Annotated in this window: 17 protein-coding genes; 7 read left to right on the forward strand and 10 right to left on the reverse strand. The window is 67.8% G+C overall.

Annotation, left to right across the window (positions count from 1 at the left end; all coding sequences use genetic code 11):
- Positions 1–34: 34 nt before the first annotated feature.
- On the reverse strand, positions 35–1408 hold the full coding sequence (gene miaB, locus AB4851_RS18840; RefSeq protein WP_414451021.1) for a tRNA (N6-isopentenyl adenosine(37)-C2)-methylthiotransferase MiaB: 1374 nt from the start codon (positions 1406–1408) through the stop codon (positions 35–37).
- Between the two features lie 493 nt (positions 1409–1901).
- Between miaB and AB4851_RS18845 the strand changes: the two genes are divergently transcribed.
- A complete protein-coding gene (locus AB4851_RS18845; RefSeq protein ID WP_414443035.1) occupies positions 1902–2570 on the forward strand; it encodes a helix-turn-helix domain-containing protein in 669 nt (222 codons plus the stop codon).
- Between the two features lie 279 nt (positions 2571–2849).
- Here AB4851_RS18845 and AB4851_RS18850 read toward each other — a convergent pair whose 3' ends face one another.
- From AB4851_RS18850 to glpD, 3 genes are all read right to left on the reverse strand, one after another.
- The gene (locus AB4851_RS18850; RefSeq protein WP_414443034.1) at positions 2850–3566 is read right to left on the reverse strand and encodes an MIP/aquaporin family protein; all 717 of its coding nucleotides are present in this window, start codon (positions 3564–3566) and stop codon (positions 2850–2852) included.
- A gap of 124 nt (positions 3567–3690) precedes the next feature.
- Positions 3691–5193, reverse strand: a complete 1503-nt coding sequence (gene glpK, locus AB4851_RS18855) for a glycerol kinase GlpK (RefSeq protein WP_414451887.1) — start codon at positions 5191–5193, stop codon at positions 3691–3693.
- A gap of 126 nt (positions 5194–5319) precedes the next feature.
- On the reverse strand, positions 5320–6870 hold the full coding sequence (gene glpD / locus AB4851_RS18860) for a glycerol-3-phosphate dehydrogenase (RefSeq protein ID WP_414451022.1): 1551 nt from the start codon (positions 6868–6870) through the stop codon (positions 5320–5322).
- A 151-nt stretch (positions 6871–7021) separates the two neighbouring features.
- On the opposite strand from glpD, the gene AB4851_RS18865 reads away from it, so the two are divergent.
- The gene (locus tag AB4851_RS18865; protein ID WP_414451023.1) at positions 7022–7393 is read left to right on the forward strand and encodes a hypothetical protein; all 372 of its coding nucleotides are present in this window, start codon (positions 7022–7024) and stop codon (positions 7391–7393) included.
- A 141-nt stretch (positions 7394–7534) separates the two neighbouring features.
- Here AB4851_RS18865 and AB4851_RS18870 read toward each other — a convergent pair whose 3' ends face one another.
- Together AB4851_RS18870 and AB4851_RS18875 are read right to left on the reverse strand one after the other, a co-directional pair.
- Entirely contained in the window at positions 7535–7732 is a 198-nt protein-coding gene (locus AB4851_RS18870) for a phage tail assembly chaperone (RefSeq protein WP_013699317.1), read from the reverse strand.
- A gap of 360 nt (positions 7733–8092) precedes the next feature.
- The gene (locus AB4851_RS18875; protein ID WP_414443032.1) at positions 8093–8875 is read right to left on the reverse strand and encodes a DeoR/GlpR family DNA-binding transcription regulator; all 783 of its coding nucleotides are present in this window, start codon (positions 8873–8875) and stop codon (positions 8093–8095) included.
- 193 nt (positions 8876–9068) lie between these two features.
- Between AB4851_RS18875 and AB4851_RS18880 the strand changes: the two genes are divergently transcribed.
- From AB4851_RS18880 to AB4851_RS18890, 3 genes are all read left to right on the forward strand, one after another.
- Positions 9069–10709 carry a gamma-glutamyltransferase family protein gene (locus AB4851_RS18880; protein ID WP_414451024.1) on the forward strand — a complete coding sequence of 547 codons (1641 nt, stop codon included), beginning with the start codon at positions 9069–9071 and terminating at the stop codon, positions 10707–10709.
- Positions 10710–11053: 344 nt separating this feature from the next.
- Positions 11054–11881 (forward strand): ferritin-like domain-containing protein, encoded by an 828-nt coding sequence (locus AB4851_RS18885; protein ID WP_414443030.1) that lies wholly within the window; start codon positions 11054–11056, stop codon positions 11879–11881.
- Between the two features lie 49 nt (positions 11882–11930).
- A complete protein-coding gene (locus AB4851_RS18890) occupies positions 11931–12479 on the forward strand; it encodes a hypothetical protein (RefSeq protein ID WP_414451025.1) in 549 nt (182 codons plus the stop codon).
- 172 nt (positions 12480–12651) lie between these two features.
- Here the strand turns inward: AB4851_RS18890 and AB4851_RS18895 are convergent, their stop codons facing one another.
- From AB4851_RS18895 to AB4851_RS18905, 3 genes are all read right to left on the reverse strand, one after another.
- Positions 12652–14145: a DEAD/DEAH box helicase gene (locus AB4851_RS18895; protein ID WP_414451026.1), complete on the reverse strand. Its 1494-nt coding sequence runs from the start codon at positions 14143–14145 to the stop codon at positions 12652–12654.
- A gap of 132 nt (positions 14146–14277) precedes the next feature.
- Positions 14278–15585 carry a cytochrome c gene (locus AB4851_RS18900; protein WP_414451027.1) on the reverse strand — a complete coding sequence of 436 codons (1308 nt, stop codon included), beginning with the start codon at positions 15583–15585 and terminating at the stop codon, positions 14278–14280.
- A gap of 19 nt (positions 15586–15604) precedes the next feature.
- On the reverse strand, positions 15605–16387 hold the full coding sequence (locus tag AB4851_RS18905) for a c-type cytochrome (RefSeq protein WP_414451028.1): 783 nt from the start codon (positions 16385–16387) through the stop codon (positions 15605–15607).
- Between the two features lie 516 nt (positions 16388–16903).
- Between AB4851_RS18905 and AB4851_RS18910 the strand changes: the two genes are divergently transcribed.
- A complete protein-coding gene (locus AB4851_RS18910; protein ID WP_414451888.1) occupies positions 16904–17842 on the forward strand; it encodes a CopD family protein in 939 nt (312 codons plus the stop codon).
- A 140-nt stretch (positions 17843–17982) separates the two neighbouring features.
- Here the strand turns inward: AB4851_RS18910 and dgoD are convergent, their stop codons facing one another.
- Entirely contained in the window at positions 17983–19131 is a 1149-nt protein-coding gene (gene dgoD / locus AB4851_RS18915; protein WP_414451029.1) for a galactonate dehydratase, read from the reverse strand.
- A gap of 143 nt (positions 19132–19274) precedes the next feature.
- On the opposite strand from dgoD, the gene AB4851_RS18920 reads away from it, so the two are divergent.
- On the forward strand, positions 19275–19955 hold the full coding sequence (locus AB4851_RS18920; protein WP_414451030.1) for a FadR/GntR family transcriptional regulator: 681 nt from the start codon (positions 19275–19277) through the stop codon (positions 19953–19955).
- Positions 19956–19959 lie beyond the last annotated feature (4 nt).

Here is a 19959-nt window from a genome sequence, read left to right on the forward strand (position 1 = left end):
GGTAGCGTGGGCTTCCTTCGGTTGGGCGCTCGGTTCAGTGGGTGGCGCGGCTGGCTTCGTCGTGGGCGAGCACGAGCTCGCCGCGCAGCGAATGCGGGTACGCGTGGTTGATCCGCACGTCGATCATCTGGCCGATCAGGCGCGGATGCGAGGCGACCGGCGCGGGGAAATTCACCACGCGGTTGTTCTCGGTACGGCCGGCCAGCTCGTTCGGATCCTTGCGCGACGGCCCTTCGACGAGAATCCGCTCGACCCGCCCGACCATCGACGCGCTGATCCGCGCGACGTTTTCCTCGATGGTGGCCTGCAGATGTTGCAGGCGTTTGAGCTTGACCTCGCGCGGCGTGTCGTCGTGCAGATTGGCGGCCGGCGTGCCGGGGCGCGGGCTGTAGATGAACGAGAAGCTGGTGTCGTAGCTCATGTCGTGCACGAGCTGCATGGTCTTCTCGAAATCGTCCTCGGTTTCGCCGGGGAAGCCGATGATGATGTCGGTCGACAGCGACAGATCGGGCCGGATCGCGCGCAGCTTGCGGATCAGCGATTTGTATTCGAGCACCGTGTAGCCGCGCTTCATCCCCATCAGGATGCGGTCGGAGCCGTGCTGCACGGGCAGGTGCAGGTGATTGACGAGCTTCGGCACGCGTGCGTACACGTCGAGCAGGCGCTGCGTGAATTCCTTCGGATGCGAGGTGGTGTAGCGGATTCGCTCGATGCCGGGCAGGTCGGCCACGTATTCGATCAGCGTGGCGAAATCGGCAATGTCGGGCGAGCCCTGGGTGAGCGCGCCGCGGTAGGCGTTGACGTTCTGGCCGAGCAGCGTGACTTCGCGCACGCCCTGGTCGGCCAGGCCGGCGATTTCGGTCAGCACGTCGTCGAGCGGGCGCGAGACTTCGTCGCCGCGCGTGTAGGGCACCACGCAGTAGCTGCAGTACTTGCTGCAGCCTTCCATGATCGACACGAACGCGCTCGGGCCATCGACGCGCGCCGGCGGCAGGTGGTCGAATTTCTCGATTTCGGGGAACGTGATGTCGACCTGCGAGCGGCCGCTCGCGCGGCGCGCGTCGATCATCTGCGGCAGGCGGTGCAGGGTTTGCGGGCCGAACACGACATCCACGTACGGTGCGCGCGCCACGATCGCCTCGCCTTCCTGGCTGGCGACGCAGCCGCCTACGCCGATGATCAGGTTCGGGTTCGCTTCCTTGAGCTCGCGCACCCGGCCGAGATCCGAGAACACTTTTTCCTGCGCCTTCTCGCGCACCGAGCAGGTGTTGAACAGGATCACGTCGGCGTCTTCGGGCCGATCGGTTTTCACGAGGCCTTCGGAAGCGTTGAGCACGTCGGCCATCTTGTCCGAGTCGTACTCGTTCATCTGGCAGCCGAACGTCTTGATGTAGATTTTTTTCGTCATGGGGTTCGCCGTTCGCAGTGGTTGACCTGGGGGCGTCAATGCGGGTGAGTCGGGACGGTCGGTTCCGGGCCGCCGCCTGTTGCCCGGGCGGCGCGCGAGGCGCGGCAGGCGGCAAGGGCGAGGCGGCGGGCGGCCGCGGCAGGCGCCTCGGGCGCCGGTGGATCTACCGTCGGGGAAAGCTTTCCATTATAGCTTTTGGAATTCCGGGCCGTCGCAGGTGCGCGCCGGGCGGCGGCGGCGCGGTTGCGCCGACGCGACGGCTGGCGGTAACCGGCGGCGGCTGGCGAAGCGCGATCCGGCCCTGTTACGGCGATGGAATCCGGGCGGCGCGATCGGCCGGCCAAGCCGGCCGCATACGGCTTGCCGGCACTGACGATTCCTCTGCGATGCTGATAACAGTGTGAAGATAACTTCGTTTGCCGCCCCCAACCCCGATGCTAGTCTTGCCTCCAATCAAGTTCGCTGCGCGCATCCTGCGCGCTGGAGGCTAACCATGCATTCATCCCTCGCGCTGGTGCGCGACCGCGAAGCCGCCGATCGTGCGGCCACGCCGGCGCCTGGCGCCCCGCAGGAATCGTTCGACGCGCTGGAGCGCCAGGTCGGCGTCAATCTGGCCCGGCTGCGTGCCGAGCGGCAACTGTCGCTGGATGCGCTGGCACGCCTGTCCGGCGTGTCGCGGGCGATGCTCGCGCAGATCGAATCGGCCCGCAGCGTGCCGTCCATCAAGGTGCTCTGCAAGGTGGCGGCGGCGCTGAAGGTGTCGGTGGCCGCGTTCCTGCGCCGTCACGCGGTGCTCGGCTTCGAGCATCTGCCGGCCGAGCGCGCGGTGCGCGTGATCGGCTCGAACGGCCGTTTCTCGTCGCGGGCGCTCTATCCGGAAGGCGAGCCGGCCACGGCGGAATTCCACGAGCTGCGCGTCGCGCCGCTGCATACCGAAACCGGCGTGCGCCGCGCGCCGGGCACCTCGATCAACCTGGTGGTGAGCGAAGGCACGCTCGAAGTGGCCGTCAACGACCGTCGCCAGTTGCTGGCGACCGGCGACGCGATCGTGTTCGACGCCGACCAGCCCTACACGCTGCGCAATCCCGGCGATTCGGAAGCGCGCGCGTTTCGCGTGACGATCAACGCGGAAACGCCGCCGCGCTGGGATCTGCCGCAGTAAGCGCGTTTTTGCATGTGGCCGACGCGCATCGCGCTTCGGCCGCATGCCGTTCGATCTCGACGTGCAGGGCACGCCGCCGCCAGCCGGGTAACCGGCGCGGCGGCGTTGTCGTTTTTGGGCGGGGAGATGAAGCGAGGAAATCGCCCCAAGCAGGCGATTGGCCGTCGCGGCGCCCGAGGCGGAACGCCGAAGGCGGGGGCTGAAAGCGAAGAAAGCCGAACAAGGCAGGTTCGCGGCGCGGGCCGACCGATGCCCCCGCCCGCGCCGCGAACCGGGCGCTCAGTGCGTCTGATGCAGCGCCAGATACAGCCAGGCCGCCGCCGCTCCGCCGGCCAGCGGCCCGAGCACCGGAATCCACGCATAGCGCCAGTCGCTGTCGCGCTTGCCCGGAATCGGCAGCAGCGCGTGCATGATGCGCGGCGACAGATCGCGCGCCGGGCTCATCGCATAGCCGGTCGGGCCGCCCAGCGAGATGCCGATGCCGAGCACCAGCAAGCCCACCGGCAACGCGTCGAGCGCGCCGAGCCCCACCTGCGGCGCGGCCAGATACAGCACGCCGAGAATCAGCACGAACGTGCAGATCGCCTCGGTCAGCACGTTGTGCGCGACGCTGCGGATCGCCGGCGCGGTGCAGAACACCGCGAGCTTGAGATCGGGATCGACCTCCTTGGCGAAGTGCTGCCGATAGGCGAGCCAGACCAGCAGCGCGCCCGCCATCCCGCCGAGCATCTGCGCGGCCACGTAGCCGGCCACCTTCGACCAGGCGAACTTGCCCGCCAGCGCGAGGCTGATGGTGACGATCGGGTTGAGGTGCGCGCCGCTGAACTTCGCTGTGACGTAGACGGCGACGAACACCGCCATCGCCCAGCCCATCACGATGACGATCAGGTCCGCGCCGCGGCCCTTGGTCTTCGCGAGGAGCACGTTGGCAACGGCGCCGTTGCCGAGCAGCACGAGGATCGCCGTGCCGATGAACTCCGCAATATAAGGTGACATGTCGAGTGTCTCTCTACCAATGCGGCGGACTCGCGCGTTGCACGGTCCGCCTGCTCGTTATGAAGGGTGGCTGCTTGTATCGCCCGCCGCGCGGGCCTGGTGCACGCGGCGGCGGGCGCGCAGTTTACCGCCTGTCGTCGGCCCAGGTCTTGGCGGCGCGCACCGCACGCTGCCAGCCGGCCAGCGCGGTGCTCACCTGATCGGCGGGCATCGACGGCGAGAAGCGCCGGTCGAGCTGCCACTGGCTGCGCACCGCGTCGAGGTTCTCCCAGTAGCCGGTCGCCAGGCCCGCCAGGTAGGCGGCGCCGAGCGCGGTGGTTTCGGTGATCTGCGGACGCACCGCGTCCACGCCGAGCAGGTCGGCCTGGAACTGCATCAGCAGGTTGTTGGCGCTCGCGCCGCCGTCCACGCGCAGCTCGCCGATGCTGAGGCCCGAATCGGCTTCCATGGCGGCCAGCACGTCGAGCGACTGGTAGGCGATCGCGTCGAGCGCGGCGCGTGCCAGATGCGCATCGGTGGTGCCGCGCGTGACGCCGAACAGCGAGCCGCGCGCGCGGGCGTTCCAGTGCGGCGCGCCGAGGCCGGCGAACGCCGGCACGAGATACACGCCATCGGTGTGCGGCACGCTGGCCGCGAGCTTTTCGATCTCGGTGGCGGACTTGATGATGCCGAGCCCGTCGCGCAGCCACTGCACCACCGCGCCGGCGATGAAGATGCTGCCTTCGAGCGCGTAGTTGACCTGATCGCCGATCTGCCAGGCGATCGTGGTGACCAGGTTGTTCTTCGATTCGATCGGCTTCTCGCCGGTGTTCATCATCAGGAAGCAGCCGGTGCCGTAGGTGTTCTTCACCATCCCCGAGCTGGTGCACATCTGGCCGAACAGGGCCGCGTGCTGATCGCCCGCGATGCCGGCCAGCGGCAGCTTCGACGCGAACACGGTGGTCTTGGTGTGACCGTAGACTTCCGACGACGCCTTGACCTCGGGCAGCATGCTGCGCGGGATGTCGAGCGCGGCCAGCAGCTCGTCGTCCCATTCGCGCGTGTGGATGTTGAACAGCATGGTGCGCGACGCGTTGGTCACGTCGGTCACATGCAGCTCGCCCTTCGTGAAGTTCCACACCAGCCAGCTGTCGACCGTGCCGAACGCGAGCTTGCCTTGCTTCGCCTTCTCGCGCGCGCCTTCGACGTTGTCGAGAATCCAGCGGATCTTGGTGCCGGAGAAGTATGAATCGATCGGCAGGCCGGTCTTGGTGCGCACCATCGCCTCCAGGCCGTCCTTCTTCAGCGAATCGCAGAAATCGGCGGTGCGGCGGTCCTGCCAGACGATCGCGTTGTAGATCGGCTGGCCCGTTTCGCGATCCCAGACGATGGTCGTCTCGCGCTGGTTGGTGATGCCGATCGCGGCGATCGACGTGCCGTTCAGGCCCGCGCGCGTGACGGCCTCGGCGGCCACGCCGGCCTGCGTCGACCAGATTTCGCGCGGGTCGTGCTCGACCCATCCCGGCTGCGGATAGATTTGCTCGAACTCCTTCTGGGCAATCGACTTGATGTTGCCCTGGCGATCGAACAGCATCGCGCGCGAGCTGGTCGTGCCTTGATCGAGTGCGAGGATGTATTGATCCTGCATCTGTCTCATCTCCATTCGTCAGTAATTTTGTTTCGCGCCGGCCTCGTCGCGGCGCGTGCTGCGGTCGATCCCGCGCGGCGGCTGGTTGGCGCGCCGCGCGTTGCTGCCTTCGGTGTTGCCGGTGCGTCAGTGAACCGGGCGGACCTGCGCCGGTTCGGCGGCCAGCGCGCGGGTGGCCGTGAACCAGGCCGCCACCGCCGCCGTGACCGCGTCGAGCGTGCCGGGCGCGACATGCAGCCCCAGCTTCGAGCGGCGCCAGAGCACGTCCTCGGCGCAGGTCGCCCATTCGTGATCGCGCAGGTAACGCAGTTCCGCTTCGTACAGGCCCGGCGCGATCGCCGCGCCCAGCCCGTCGACCGATCGGGCGCCGGCCACCACGCGCTCGGCGCGGGTGCCGTAGGCGCGCGCGTAGCGGCGCGCGAGCGCGGCCGGCAGCCAGGCATGGCGCTGCGCGAACGCATCGGCGAACGGCGCGAAGCGCGCGTCGGCGATGTCGCCGCCCGGCAGCGGCTGGCCTGCTGTCCAGGCCGGCGCGGGCGAGCCGAGCGCTTCGCCGAGCAGGCCGGCCGCATCCTCGGCCAGCTTGCGGAAGGTGGTGATCTTGCCGCCGAACACCGACAGCAGCGGCGCGCCCCGGCCCGGGTCCATCTCGAGCCGGTAGTCGCGCGTGACGGCCGACGGGTTGTCGGCGTTTTCATCCTCGAGCAGCGGGCGCACGCCGGAGTAGGTCCAGTGCACGTCGGCCGGCGAGATCTTCTGCTTGAAATAGCGGTTGATCGAGTCGCACAGGTATTGCGTCTCGTCGCCGTCGATCGCCACCTTCGACGGATCGTCGTGGTATTCCACGTCGGTCGTGCCGATCAGCGTGAAATCGTGTTCGTACGGAATCGCGAAGATGATCCGCTTGTCCGGGTTCTGGAAGATGTAGGCGTGATCGTGCTCGAACAGGCGCTTCGTGATGATATGGCTGCCCTTGACGAGCCGCACGCTGTGGCGCGCGTCGCGGCCGAGCGCGCCGTGCAGCACCGAGCCGACCCACGGGCCGGCCGCGTTGGCGATCGCGCGGGCGCGCACCTCGAACGTCGAGCCGTCGGCGCGTTGCAGGCGCGCGAGCCATTCGCCGTCGGCGCGTTCGGCCGAGATCAGCCGGGTGCGCGTCAGGATGGTGGCGCCGCGCTCGCGTGCGTCCATCGCGTTGAGCACCACGAGGCGCGCGTCGTCCACCCAGCCGTCGGAATAGACGAAGCCGCGCTTGATCGAATCGATCAGCGGGCCGCCGGCCGCGTGACGGGCCATCGTGATGCCGTGCGAGCCGGGCAGCAGTTCGCGGCGGGCGAGGTGATCGTAGAGGAACAGGCCGACGCGGATCAGCCAGGCCGGGCGCAGGTTCGGCATGTGCGGCATGACGAAGCGCAGCGGCCACATGATGTGGGGCGCGGCGCGCAGCAGCGTTTCGCGCTCCTGCAGCGCCTTGCGCACCAGCCCGAATTCCTTGTATTCGAGATAGCGCAGGCCGCCGTGGATCAGCTTGGTGCTGGACGAGGACGTGTGCGAGGCGAGGTCGTCCTGTTCGCAAAGAAGTACCGACCAACCGCGCCCGGCCGCGTCGCGCGCGATGCCCGCGCCGTTGATGCCGCCGCCGATCACGAGTACGTCGTAGTGCGTCTGTTCGGTCACTGCTGCCCTTTGTCCCATAGTCGAACTCGATATTTTCGAATTCGAAATTTAATGAACAAAAGCGAAAAAGTAAAGTTCGTTTAAGAGGGTCGGTAGCGCGCGCCTTCATCCCGGACGATACTGGCGGGATTGTCTTCATCGAGGAGGAAACATGCGTCAGATCATGGTGGCCGGCGCGCTCGCGCTGCTCGCGGGCTGCTCGACGGCGTTGCTGCCCGGCGGCTGGGGTGCGCAGCCGAGCTTCGACACGCTGCAGCGGGCCTGCGGCGAGCCGCACGATTACGGCCGCGATCGTGCATCCGTCTACTCGGCGCTGGGCGACGCGTGGGTGGCGAAGCGGCACGGCCGCTTGAGCGAGGCGGATTTCTGCGCGTTTTCGAACGGGCTGGCCGCGCATCACGCGGCGCTCGGCGCGCAGCCCGACGCGGCGGCGCGCACCGGCTGGATCGACTATCTGAACACGATGCGCGCGCAGGCCGTCACTTGGCGCTCGAAGGCCGATCCGACGCTGCGCGGCGGCTGAGGGCCGGGCGCGGGCGTGCATCGGGCCGCCCACGCGGCGCGGCTGCGCTCGAATGAAAACGAACCCGAAAACGAACGCCGCAACTAAAACGGCCGTCGTCCGGAGACGGCGGCCGCGATGTTGGCGGAACCGGTGTGGCGTTCAGGAATAGCGGACCTTGATCGACCTGAGCGCGGCGTCGCCGCTCTCGGTCACGCAGTAGCGGCGGCCCGAACCGAGGGCCTCCAGCCGAACCAGTTGCTGCTCCAGCAGCGCGTCCAGTTCGTCGCGTTCCATTTCGGCCTGATCGGGCGCGTCCTTGACGAGCAACAGGGTGGCGAATTCATGCGGACTCAGCATCGTTCTCTCCAGACAAACCGTACTTCTCACGGCCGGACAGCATCCGGGGCGCGTTACCCAGCAGGGAAGGCTCGGGGGGAAATGCTCACGACAGCGTTCGCGGTGCATGAACGCCGGGGATTGGGAGTGTAGTCAACGGTTTCGGGAACCCCAAATGCGGCCCCAAAAATAATTCGATTGACAATTCGTCACAATTCCAACGGCCGGCTCGACGCGGCAACTTCTTGATTTCACTTGAAGTTTGCGCTGCGATGCAGCACGGGGCGCGAGGTTTGGGGTGGTGGTGAAACGCATCGGAGGGGCTTGCCGGGAGAGGGCACGCGCGATGCGAGCGCCGCCCGCGCGGCGCAACGGTTCGACTCAATCGGCCACGTACACCTGCGTGCCGGCCGCGGCGATGGTTTCGGTCATGTCCTCGGGCAGCGGCTTGTCGGTGAACAGCGCATGCACCTGCGACAGGTGGCCCTGACGGACCAGCGCCGGGCGGCCGAACTTCGAATGATCCGTCACCAGATACACGGTGCGCGCGTGCTGGATGATCGCCTCGGCCACACGCACCTCGCGCGTGTCGAAATCGCGCATCGTGCCGTCGGTCTCGATCGCCGAGGTGCCGATGATCGCGTAGTCCACCTTGAACTGACGGATGAAATCGATCGCCAGCTCGCCGACGATGCCCTTGTCCCACGGTCGCACGATGCCGCCCGTGATCAGCACCTCGCACTCCGGATAGCCGCTCATCATGCTCGCGACGTTCAGGTTGTTGGTGATCACGCGCAGGCCGCGATGGCGGTTCAGCGCGCGCGCCACCTCCTCGGTGGTGGTGCCGAGGTTGATGAACAGCGAGGCCTGATCGGGGATATGCGAGGCCGCGAGCGCCGCGATGCGTCGTTTCTCGTCGTGGAACATGCGCTGACGCGCGCTGTAGGAGACGTTCTCGGAGCTGGTCGGCAGGCTCGCGCCGCCGTGGTAGCGGCGCAGCAGGTTCAGATCGGCGAGCCAGTTGACGTCGCGGCGGATGGTTTGCGGCGTGACGTCGAAATGGTTGGCCAGATCGTCGACGGTCACGAAGCCGTCGCGTTGCACCCAGTCGAGCAGTTCCTGCTGGCGGGCATTGAGCGAAAGGCGCGGGTCGCGGGTCGTCATGGTTCGTTCGAAGGCAAGTGAAACGGATGTCCATTGTAAGCAAGCACGCGAACGAACATTTCGTTTTCGCGACGCGAGCGTGCCGGCTTGCTCCGCGCGCGCATTCGCGTTGGAATGGCAGTTTGCGCGCGCGGCCAATGGCCGCATTGGTGCGCCGAGCCCCGCTTTTCCCTTTTTCTCCAGGAGCCGTTGCATGACCCGCTTCAACTGGCAGAACCCCTATCCGTCCGTCCGACAGCCCGTGTTCGCGCGCAATGTCGTTTCGACCTCGCACCCGCTGGCCGCCCAGGCCGGGCTGCGGATGCTCTGGAAGGGCGGCAACGCCGTCGATGCGGCGATCGCCGCCGCCGCCGCGATCACGGTGGTCGAGCCGGTGTCGTGCGGGCTCGGCGGCGATGCGTTCGCGCTGGTCTGGGACGGCGCGAAGCTGCACGGCCTGAACGCCTCGGGCGTGGCGCCGGCCGCGTGGAACCCCGACTATTTCCGCCGTCGCCACGGCGAGGACGCCAACGGCCTGGCGCGCCAGCCGCAGCGCGGCTGGGACACCGTCACGGTGCCCGGCGTGATCGCCGGCTGGGAGGCGTTGCACGCGCGCTTCGGCTCGCTGCCGTTCGCCGACCTGCTGGAGCCGGCCATCGAGCTGGCCGAACGCGGCCATTCGGTGGCCTCGATCGTCGCCGCCAAGTGGGCCGCCGCGGTGCCCGCGCTGCGCGACCAGCCGGGCTTCGCCGAGACCTTCCTGCCGCACGGCCGCGCGCCCGAGGTGGGCGAGCGCGTGGTGCTGGCCGGCCACGCGCACACGCTGAAGACGCTGGCCCGCGAAGGCGCGCGCGCGTTCTACGAGGGCGCGCCGGGCGAGGCGCTGGCCGCGTTCGCGCGCGACACCGGCGGCGCGATGACGGCCGAGGATCTGCGCGCGTACCGCCCCGAATGGGTCGAGCCGATCGGCAAGTCGTTTCGCGGCCACACGGTTCATGAAATCCCGCCGAACGGGCAGGGCATCGCGGCGCTGATCGCGCTGGGGATCGTCGAGCGCTTCGATATCGAATCGATGCCGGTGGATTCGATCGAATCGCAGCATCTGCAGATCGAGGCGATGAAGCTGGCCTTCGCCGATGTTTACCGCTACGTGGCCGATCCGCGCTCGATGGACGTGACGCCCGAGCAGATGCTCGACGACGCCTACCTGGCCGAGCGCGCCAAGCTGATCGATCCGGCCCGCGCCACGCACTTCGCGCCGGGCATGCCGCGCTCGGGCGGCACGATCTACCTGTCGGCGGCCGACGAGCGCGGCATGATGATCAGCTTCATCCAGTCGAACTACATGGGCTTCGGCTCGGGGCTGGTGGTGCCGGGCCACGGCATCGCGTTGCAGAACCGCGGCTGCGGCTTCTCGATGGACCCCGCCTCGCCGAACGTGGTGGCGGGCGGCAAGCGGCCGTTTCATACGATCATTCCGGCGTTCCTCACGCGCGAGCGCGATGGCCGCCAGGAAGCCGTCATGAGCTTCGGCGTGATGGGCGGCGACATGCAGCCGCAAGGGCACCTGCAGACCATCGTGCGGATGCTCGCCTACGGCCAGCAGCCGCAGGCCGCCTGCTGCGCGCCTCGCTGGAAGGTCAACCGCGATTTCACGCTCGACCTGGAAGCCACGCTCGACCGCGAGGTGGCGGCCGGGCTTCAGGCGCGCGGCCACCGCATGCAGTCGATCGACGATCCGTATATGGATTTCGGCTCGGGCCAGTTCATCTGGCGTCTCGACGCCGACGATCCCGAGCGCGGCTACGTGGCCGCCAGCGACAGCCGCCGAGACGGCCTGGCCGCCGGTTTCTGACGGTCGGCGCGGGCACCGGCGATGCGCGTCGCAGGTGCCCGCCAGCATGGAGAGGACGCCAAAATACCGCGCCATCACGCGCTTTCGCAGATTCGAATTGAATTGCAAGCGACTTTCGAATTAATTGCCTGATGCGGCGCAATAGGCAGCGCGGAACTGCGTGTCGCGGGAGAGGTCTGTGACTGAAGGCACATTCGAGAAGTTCCGGCTAAGATAAGCGGATCCAGATCGAAATAATTCATTCATATCCGCTTTGTCCGACAGGCCGTGCGGCCGCTGGGCCGGCTTCGCCGCCGTGCCGCAGCCGGCCGCGCCATCGGGGCAAAGTGCTTGGGAGCGCTACGATGCTGGCCGAAACGAAGCATGTGATGCCCTGGCGCATCGAAGACATCGACCTCACGCGGATCGACCGCACGAAGGCCGCCGCCAATGAAGACTTGCTGCTGCTGCTGTGCGCGGCGTCGTTCATCGAGAGCGGCTCCGATCTCTACACGAGCAATTTGAGCCAGTTTTTCGGTGAGGACCCCGAAGTAGCCGACTGGCTCAACGAGCAGTGGGAACACGAGGAGCTGCAGCACGGCCGAGCGTTGAAGGCCTATATCGGCTACGTGTGGCCCGAGTTCGACTGGGATCTCGCATTCCACAATTTCTTCGACGAATACTCGAAAACCTGCTCGCTCGAAGCGTTCGAGAAAACGCGCGCGCTGGAGATGGTGGCGCGCTGCGTGGTCGAAACCGGCACCGCCACGCTCTACCGCGCGATCAACGAATGCTCGGACGAGCCGGTGCTGAAGGAAATCACCAACAACATCCGTTCGGACGAAGTGCGCCACTACAAGCACTTCCTCAAGTATTTCAAGAAGTACAACGCGGTCGAGGGCAATGGCCGGATGGCCGTGCTCGGCGCGCTGCTGCGTCGCCTGCTTGAAATCCGCAACGAGGATTCCGAGATCGCGCTGCGCCACGTGTTCGCGATTCGCTATCCCGAGAAGGTGCGCGATACGGCCTACAACCGCGAGCGCGTGGTGCGGGTCAACCGGCTGGTGCGCCGCCATCTGTCGGCCGACATGTGCGTGAAGATGCTGCTCAAGCCGCTCGATCTGCCGTCGCGCATTCAGCCCGGCTTGCAATATCCGCTGACCAAGCTGACCCAGCACGTGTTCTTCCGTTGATCCCCGCCCTGGTCCCGGGCGCGCTCGCGCCCTTCCTTCGGAGCCCGGCATGAGCGCGGCCGATCGCGCCGCGCTCGATCGCTGGACGTTCGACGCGTGGCCGCCCGCCTGCCTCGCGCTGTTCGACGGCACGGCGCTTGACGGCAAGCTGCCGTTTACGGCCTCGCTGGTGATCGTCGATCGGGAGGTCGAGCCGCCCGATGCGCGCACCACGTTGTTGAGCGTCGGCGAGCTGTACGCGCCCGATGCCGGTTCGCTGTATCTCGCGCTGTGGCCACGTTCGCGCGGTGCGCAATTGCTGGTGCGCGAGCGCGCTGCGGTGCTGAGTTTCGTGGCCGACGGCGCGTTTTACCAGGCGCGGCTGCGCGTCGAGCCGGCCGGCGCGACGGGCGACCGCCCGGCCGACGACGGCACCGGCGTGGCGGGCCTGGCCTGCTTCCGCGCGACGCTCGCCAACGGCGACGCGCAGCGCGTCGGCTATGCGCGGCTGACTTCGGGCATTACGTTCGAACTCGATGAAAAGCGCGACGCCGTGGTCGCGCGCTGGGCGCGCCAGATCGAGCAGATCCGGCTGATTGCGGCCGCCGCGCCGCGTTGACGCGCGGCTGAAACGGCCTGTTGGACGGGAAGCGGCACGCGCCTTGCGCTCGTGCCGTTCGGCTTCCCGCCCGTCACTTCCGGCTATCGAAACAGAAACAGCCTGACGGCACACGGCGGCGCGGCTTGCGTAGCGCCGCCGTGCACTGCCGCCTGACGCGGCTTGGCGCCGATCAGTTGCCGCGCGAACCGCTGCGCGAGGTGCGGCTGCGGTTGGCGTGCCCGGCGTTGCCGTTACCGCTGCCGGCCGGGCGTGCGCCGCCCGGTTGTGCCGCACGCGGCTTGGCTGCCGGCTTGTTGCCGCCGGCATTGCCCGCACCTTGCGCGGCCTTGACCGGCTTTGCGGCGGGCTTGGCTGCCGGCTTGCTGCCCGCCGGTTTTGCCGAGGGCTGGCCGCCACGTGCCGTCTGCGCGCGGCCCTGGCCGCCGCCCTGCGGCTGGCGATTGCCACCACCGCCGCCACCGCCACCGCCACGTTGCGGCTGCTGCCCGCTGCGGCGCTGGATCGGCTCCGGCTTGGCGTTCGGATCGGGTTCGAAGCCGGCGATCACTTCCTGCGGAATCTCGCGCTTGATCAGGCGTTCGATGTCGCGCAGCAATTGCTTTTCGTCGACGCACACCAGTGACACGGCTTCGCCCGTCGCGCCCGCGCGGCCGGTGCGGCCGATGCGGTGCACGTAATCTTCCGGCACGTTCGGCAGCTCGTAGTTGACGACGTGCGGCAGTTGGTCGATGTCGATGCCGCGCGCGGCGATGTCGGTGGCGACCAGCACCTGCAGCGTATTCGCCTTGAATTCCGTGAGCGCGCGCGTGCGGGCCGACTGGCTCTTGTTGCCGTGGATCGCCAGCGCGCTGATGTCGTCCTTCGCCAGTTGCTCGGCCAGGCGGTTCGCGCCGTGCTTGGTGCGCGTGAACACCAGCACCTGGAACCAGTTGTGTTCGCGGATCAGGTGCGTGAGCAGCTCGCGCTTGCGGTCGCGGTCCACCGGGTAGATCTTCTGAGCGATCGATTCGGCCGTGGTGTTGCGGCGCGCCACTTCGATCAGCGCGGGCGAATCGAGCAGGTTGTCGGCGAGCGTCTTGATCTCGTCGGAGAAGGTGGCCGAGAACAGCAGGTTCTGGCGCTTGGCCGGCAGCTTGGCCAGCACGCGCTTGATGTCGTGGATGAAGCCCATGTCGAGCATGCGGTCGGCTTCGTCGAGCACGAGGATGTCGAGCTGCGACACGTCGATCGTCTTCTGCTGCATGTGGTCGAGCAGGCGGCCCGGCGTGGCCACCACGATATCGACGCCGCGCTTGAGCGCATCGATCTGCGGATTGATGCTGACGCCGCCGAACATCACGGTGGAGCGCAGCTTCAGGTACTTGCCGTAGGCGCGCACGCTTTCCTCGACCTGCGCGGCCAGCTCGCGCGTGGGCGTGAGGATCAGCGCGCGCACCGGGCGCTTCGCGCCGGCTTGCGGGGCCGGCATGTCGTTCAGACGTTGCAGGATCGGCAGCGTGAAGCCGGCCGTCTTGCCGGTGCCGGTTTGCGCGCCGGCGAGCAGGTCGCCGCCGCCGAGCACGGCGGGAATCGCCTGGGATTGAATCGGAGTGGGTTCGCTGTAGCCGAGTTCGTTGACGGCTCGCACGAGGGGTTCGGCGAGGCCGAGGGAAGCAAAAGACATAAACTCTCTTGGGGTTCGGAAAGACGCCGCCGCGGCGCCGGTAGGCACCGCGAGGCATCGTCATACAAAAAAAGCAAAAAGGGCGTGGCCGCGGTGTCGCGCGGCCACGCCCCCGTGTTCATGAACCGTCCGTCAGTCGAGCGGCGCCGAACGCAAATCGCTCACTTGTTGCGGCGAAATCGGCGAACCTTTGTTGCCCCAGGCCGATCGGATATACGACACGACGGCGGCAACCTCTTGATTCGAAAGGGCTTGTGCGAACGGAGGCATCCCGTAAGGACGCGGATTCCGGAACGTGCTGGGCGGGTATCCGCCGTTCAGCACCATCCGGATCGGGTTCACTGCAGACTCCATCATAATCGAATGGTTCTGCGCGAGCGGCGGATAGGCCGGCGGCTTGCCCTGTCCGACCGGTCCGTGGCACGTCGCGCAGTTGTCCGCGTAGATCTTTCGGCCCTGTTCGAGCAGCTGATTGCCGAACTGCTGCGAGGGTTCGTATTGCAGGTTGGTCGGCGCGTCGCCCTTCTGCGGAATCGACTTCAGATACACCGACATCGCACGCGCATCGTCGTCGCTCAGGTATTGCAGGCTGTTGTGGACCACGTCCGCCATCGGCCCGAACACCGCGCCGCGATTCGATACGCCGGCCTGCAGCAGATCGGTCAGCTCCTGCACGTGCCAGTCGCCCAGGCCGAACTCGGTGTCGTTGGTCAGCGACGGCGCGTACCAGTTCTGCATCGGGATCAGGCCACCGGCGAACGCCGACGAGCTGCGCGGCGCGCCCATCAGGTTGATCGAGGTGTGGCACATGCTGCAATGCCCGAGCCCTTCCACCAGGTAGGCGCCACGGTTCCATTCGACCGACTTGGCCGGATCGGGCTTGAAATCGCCTTCCTTGAAGAACAGCGTGCGCCAGCCGATCAGCAGGTTGCGGTTGTTGAACGGAAATTTCAGCTCGTGGGCGCGGCTTGCCGCGTGGATCGGTGGGACCGAGCGCAGGTAGGCGTAGATCGCGTCGGAATCGGCGCGCGTCACCTTGGTGTAGCTCGTGAACGGGAAGCCGGGGTAGAGCAGGCTGCCGTCCTTCGAGCGGCCGGCGTGCATCGCCCGATAGAAGTCGTCGGCGCTCCATGTGCCGATGCCGTATTGGTTGTCGGGCGTGATGTTCGGCGTGTAGAGCGTGCCGAACGGGGTCGGCATCGGCAGGCCGCCGCCGAACGGCTGGCCGCCGCGCACCGTGTGGCAGGCCACGCAGTCGCCGATCCGGGAAAGATATTCGCCCTTCTTCACGAGCGCCGCGTTGCCGGCAGCGGCGGCCGGCGGCGCGGCGTGGGCGAGTTCGCTGGACCAGCGCGCGACGCCGGGCCAGAGGGCGGTGCCGAGCGTCGCGGCCGCGACCAGCAGGAGGGCGGAGCAGGCATACAGGGACTGGCGTTTCATGGCGTCTGTCTCCTGGTTCTTATTGCGGTTCGCTGCCGCAGGCGAGCGGCAGCTTCGACGATCCGGCCGGCGCGGGCACCGGGTTGGCCGGCGCCGGTTGCGCGGCGAGCCAGGCGGTCACGGCGGTCACGTCCTCGTCGGTCAGGTGCGCGGCGATCTCGCGCATGCAGTCGGGCGCCTTGGCGCGCCGGTTGCCGGAGCGCCAGGCGCCGATCTGCGCGCTCAGGTAATCGCTGTGCAGGCCGACCAGGCCCGGAATGGCCGGCTGCATGCCGGTCAGTTGCGCGCCGTGGCAGGCGATGCAGGCGGGGATCTTGCGGGCCGGATCGCCACGCGTGGCGAGCGCCTGCCCGCGCGCGACCACATCGGCGGACACGTTCGGCTGCGTGGGCGGCGGGTAAGGTGGATGCTCGTTCGAGAAGTGGACGGCGATCTCGTGCAGATAGTCGTCGCCGAGATACGTGAGCAGGTAATTCATCGGCGGATACTTGCGCCGCCCGTCACGGAAATTCATCAACTGGTTGTACAGATACTCGGCGGGCTTGCCGGCCAGGCGCGGGAAGTAGTCGTTGGCGGTGCCCTGGCCGTGCACGCCGTGGCAGGCGGTGCAGCCGCGCACGCGTTCGGCCATCGTGTCGGGCGCCTTGAGCGGCGCGGGCGTGGCGTTCGATGCGGCCCCGGAGGCGGGGGTGGGCGTTGCGGGAGCCTGGGCCTGCGAGGCCACCGGCAAGCATGCGGCGCCGATCGCCAGCGCGGCGAGCAGGGGGCGGAATACACGTATTGAAGACACGCGAGGCTCCAATTTTTTATTCGTCGGGGACCTGGCCGGCTCATGTCGGCTCGGGCTTTGACTACACGTGTTTCGGCAGCCCTGGTTGTCTCCTGGCGGCTGCGCTGCGAAGTTTGGCATCGGCGCCTGGCCGCCATGCACCGCGAGACAGGCCTCGATACCGCGCATTCAATGCGCATCGGCCGCCGCGAAACCACGGCGACCCATGCGGGAATCCTACGCTTTTTGATGAACCCGCGTGCCTCTATTGCGTCGAAGGCCGTACACTCGCTGCTCGCGCATGGCCGAGGCGCCCTATCGGCGTTTTATGTCGTTTTGAGCCGTACTGCAAGATCGTTTCCACTCCGAAATACCGACGAAACCCCCACCTCACTTGCCGATGTCCTCGATCTCCTCGATGTCCCCGCTGCTCCCGTTGCCTCCGTTGCGTTTTGCGTCAGACGATTGCCGTCTCGCGGCGTCGGTGTTTTCCCTCGCAGCCGGCCCGTTGCCGCAGCGCGCCATGACGGCGCGAGGCGGCGCGCGATGATGCCGAAAATCGACAGCCTCTGGCTCGGCCAGGTCGCGATGGCCTCGCTCGCGCAGATCGCGTTCGCGGTGGCGGTCGGCTCGCTGCTGTTCGGCGCATGGCTCGCCGCGGAAGGCGCGAGCGTCAAGCTGTCGCCCGCGCATCTGGCCTGGCGGCGCGCGCGCGGTTCGTTGACGGCCGCCGCGCTGGTGTTCGTGCTGGCGGAGGCGGGCTGGATCGTCTACGAGGCGGCGTCGATGAGCGGCGCCGGGCTGGGCGGCGCGTTCGGTGCGCTCGGCACGGTGTTGCAGATGACGCACGTCGGCCACGCCTGGGGCCTGCTGTTCGGCGGCGCGCTGGCGCTGCTGGTGCTGGCCTTGCTGCGGCCCGGCGGCGCGGCGGGCGATGCGCTGCTGTGGCTCGCAATCCTGGTGGTGGAGGCCGGCAATGCCTCGATCGGCCATGCGGCGGACGCGGGCGCGTTCTCGCCGGCGGTCGGCGTGCAGATGCTGCATCTGCTTGCCACGGCGGTGTGGGGCGGCATTGTGCTGGCGGGCGGCCTGGTGGTGGTGCCGGCGCTCGGCGCATCGATCGCGCGCGGCGTGCTGATTCGCGTGGCGCAGCGCGTGTCGCGGCTGTCGATGGTGTCGGTGGTGCTGGTGCTGGCGACCGGCGCGTTCAACGGCTATCGCGGCACGGGTGGTGATCTGGCAGTGCTGGACGCAAGCACCTGGGGCCACGTGCTGCTGCTGAAGCTGGCGCTGGTGGCGCTCGCGCTGGTGCTGGGCGGCCTGAACCGCTTCTCGGCGCTGCCGCGCCTGCGCCGCACGGCGGCCACCGAGGATGCGCGCACGTTCGCCAACGTGCTGAATCTGGAGTCGATCGCGATGATCGGGGTGTTCGTGGCGGCGGCCGTGCTCGCATTCAGCGTGCCCGGCGCGGCGGCGATCGTTCAGTAAGGACTGCAAAACCGGCGCAGGCGCGCGCCGGTTTCAGCGGGCCGATGCGCGCCGGTTTGCGGCGGCGCATCGGTATCGGATCGGCGGCGCGAACCGGCGCCGATCCGTGGGGGCGTAGACAACCCCGGCAATTCAGCCGATCACCACTCCGCCACGCTGCCGTCCGCGTGACGCCACACCGGATTGCGCCAGCGGTGGCCGACCTTCGCCATCTCGCGCACCTTCTCCTCGTTGACCTCGATGCCCAGGCCCGGCCCTTGCGGGATCGACACGAAGCCGTCCTCGTAGCGAAACACTTCAGGATTGCGAATGTAATCGAGCAGGTCGTTGCCCTGGTTGTAGTGAATGCCGAGGCTCTGTTCCTGGATGAACGCGTTGTAGCTGACCGCGTCGATCTGCAGGCAGGCGGCCAGCGCGATCGGGCCGAGCGGGCAATGCAGCGCCAGCGCCACGTCGTAGGCCTCGGCCAGCGACGCGATCTTGCGGCATTCGGTGATGCCGCCCGCGTGCGACGCATCGGGCTGGATGATGTCCACGTAGCCGCCCGCGATCACATGCTTGAAATCCCAGCGCGAATAGAGCCGCTCGCCCAGCGCGATCGGCGTGTCCGTCTGGTTGACGATGTCGCGCAGCGCCTCGGCGTTTTCCGACAGCACCGGCTCCTCGATGAACATCAGGCGGTACGGATCGAGTTCCTTGGCGAGCACCTTGGCCATCGGCTTGTGCACGCGGCCATGGAAATCCACGCCGATCCCCACGTGCGGCCCCACCGCCTCGCGCACGGCCGCCACATTGGCGATCACCTTCTCGACCTTGTCGTAGGTGTCGACGATCTGCAATTCTTCCGAGCCGTTCATCTTGACGGCCTTGAAGCCGCGATCGACCACCGCCCGGGCGTTGCTGGCCACGTCGCTCGGGCGGTCGCCGCCGATCCACGAATAGACCTTGATGCGGTCGCGCACCTGGCCGCCGAGCAGCGCGTGCACGGGGGCGTTGTGGTACTTGCCCTTGATGTCCCAGAGCGCCTGGTCGACGCCCGCGATCGCGCTCATCGTGACCGGACCGCCGCGATAGAATCCGGCGCGATACATGACCTGCCAGTGATCCTCGATCAGCAGCGGATCGCGGCCGACCAGGTAATCGGACAGCTCCTGCACCGCCGCCTCGACCGTGTGTGCGCGCCCCTCGACGATCGGCTCGCCCCAGCCGACGATGCCCTCGTCGGTCTCGATCTTCAGGAACAGCCAGCGCGGCGGGACGACGAACGTTTCGAGGCGGGTGATCTTCATGGGTGTCTCCGTGAGATGGACGCGTCAGGGCAGCGTCGATGGCGACGATCCTACACGATGTCGCCAAAAAGTAGTATTAATAGCACTATTGCGCACATAGTGATGCGGCCCCGCTATTCGGGGCCGCGCCGACCGGGAGAAATGTGATTCAACGCGATCTGCATGGAAAAACCGCCTTCACGCTGGCCACGGCGATCCTGCGCGGCGACTACGCGCCGGATTCGATCCTGCCGCGCGAGGCGGAGCTGATGCTGGCGTTCGGCGTGAGTCGCACGGTGCTGCGCGAGGCGCTGCGCACGCTGACCTCGAAGGGCCTGATCGAATCGCGGCCGAAGGTCGGCACGCGCGTGCGGCCGCGCGAGGCGTGGAACCTGCTCGACGCGGAATTGCTCGACTGGTATTCGCAGGTCGCGCCGCCGCTGGCGTTCGCGATGAAGCTGCAGGAAATGCGCGAGATGGTGGAGCCGTACGCGGCGGGGCTGGCCGCGCACGCGCAGACGCCGGCCACGTTCGCGGCGATCGAGCGCGCACACGCGGAGATGTGCGCGGCGCGTCACGTGGACGAATGGGTGCGCGCCGATCTGCGCTTTCACCTCGGCGTGCTGGCCGCCGGCGGCAACGAACTGCTGATGCCGCTCGGCGCGCTGATCGCACGGACGCTCGAGGCGCAACTGCATCTGAACGCGAAGCGCGCCGACGTGTACAACGCTTCGCTGGCCGAACATACGCGCGTGGTGGAGGCGATCCGCGCGCGCGATGCGCGAGCCGCGCGCGACGCGATGGCGGCGCTGCTCGGCACCACGCGCGAGCGGATCGAGCGCTGACCGA

The organism is Burkholderia sp. 22PA0099 (assembly GCF_047497165.1).
Classification (GTDB): domain Bacteria; phylum Pseudomonadota; class Gammaproteobacteria; order Burkholderiales; family Burkholderiaceae; genus Burkholderia.

Bases quoted from the DNA above. Each gene is read 5' to 3' on its own strand.
- AB4851_RS18865 (WP_414451023.1), top strand. From the start codon at position 7,022: ATGCGTCAGATCATGGTGGCCGGCGCGCTCGCGCTGCTCGCGGGCTGC.
- AB4851_RS18885 (WP_414443030.1), top strand. From the start codon at position 11,054: ATGCTGGCCGAAACGAAGCATGTGATGCCCTGGCGCATCGAAGACATC.
- AB4851_RS18880 (WP_414451024.1), top strand. From the start codon at position 9,069: ATGACCCGCTTCAACTGGCAGAACCCCTATCCGTCCGTCCGACAGCCC.
- AB4851_RS18910 (WP_414451888.1), top strand. From the start codon at position 16,904: ATGCCGAAAATCGACAGCCTCTGGCTCGGCCAGGTCGCGATGGCCTCG.
- AB4851_RS18845 (WP_414443035.1), top strand. From the start codon at position 1,902: ATGCATTCATCCCTCGCGCTGGTGCGCGACCGCGAAGCCGCCGATCGT.
- AB4851_RS18890 (WP_414451025.1), top strand. From the start codon at position 11,931: ATGAGCGCGGCCGATCGCGCCGCGCTCGATCGCTGGACGTTCGACGCG.
- glpK (WP_414451887.1), bottom strand. From the start codon at position 5,193: ATGCAGGATCAATACATCCTCGCACTCGATCAAGGCACGACCAGCTCG.
- AB4851_RS18895 (WP_414451026.1), bottom strand. From the start codon at position 14,145: ATGTCTTTTGCTTCCCTCGGCCTCGCCGAACCCCTCGTGCGAGCCGTC.
- dgoD (WP_414451029.1), bottom strand. From the start codon at position 19,131: ATGAAGATCACCCGCCTCGAAACGTTCGTCGTCCCGCCGCGCTGGCTG.
- miaB (WP_414451021.1), bottom strand. From the start codon at position 1,408: ATGACGAAAAAAATCTACATCAAGACGTTCGGCTGCCAGATGAACGAG.
- AB4851_RS18875 (WP_414443032.1), bottom strand. From the start codon at position 8,875: ATGACGACCCGCGACCCGCGCCTTTCGCTCAATGCCCGCCAGCAGGAA.
- AB4851_RS18900 (WP_414451027.1), bottom strand. From the start codon at position 15,585: ATGAAACGCCAGTCCCTGTATGCCTGCTCCGCCCTCCTGCTGGTCGCG.
- AB4851_RS18850 (WP_414443034.1), bottom strand. From the start codon at position 3,566: ATGTCACCTTATATTGCGGAGTTCATCGGCACGGCGATCCTCGTGCTG.
- AB4851_RS18870 (WP_013699317.1), bottom strand. From the start codon at position 7,732: ATGCTGAGTCCGCATGAATTCGCCACCCTGTTGCTCGTCAAGGACGCG.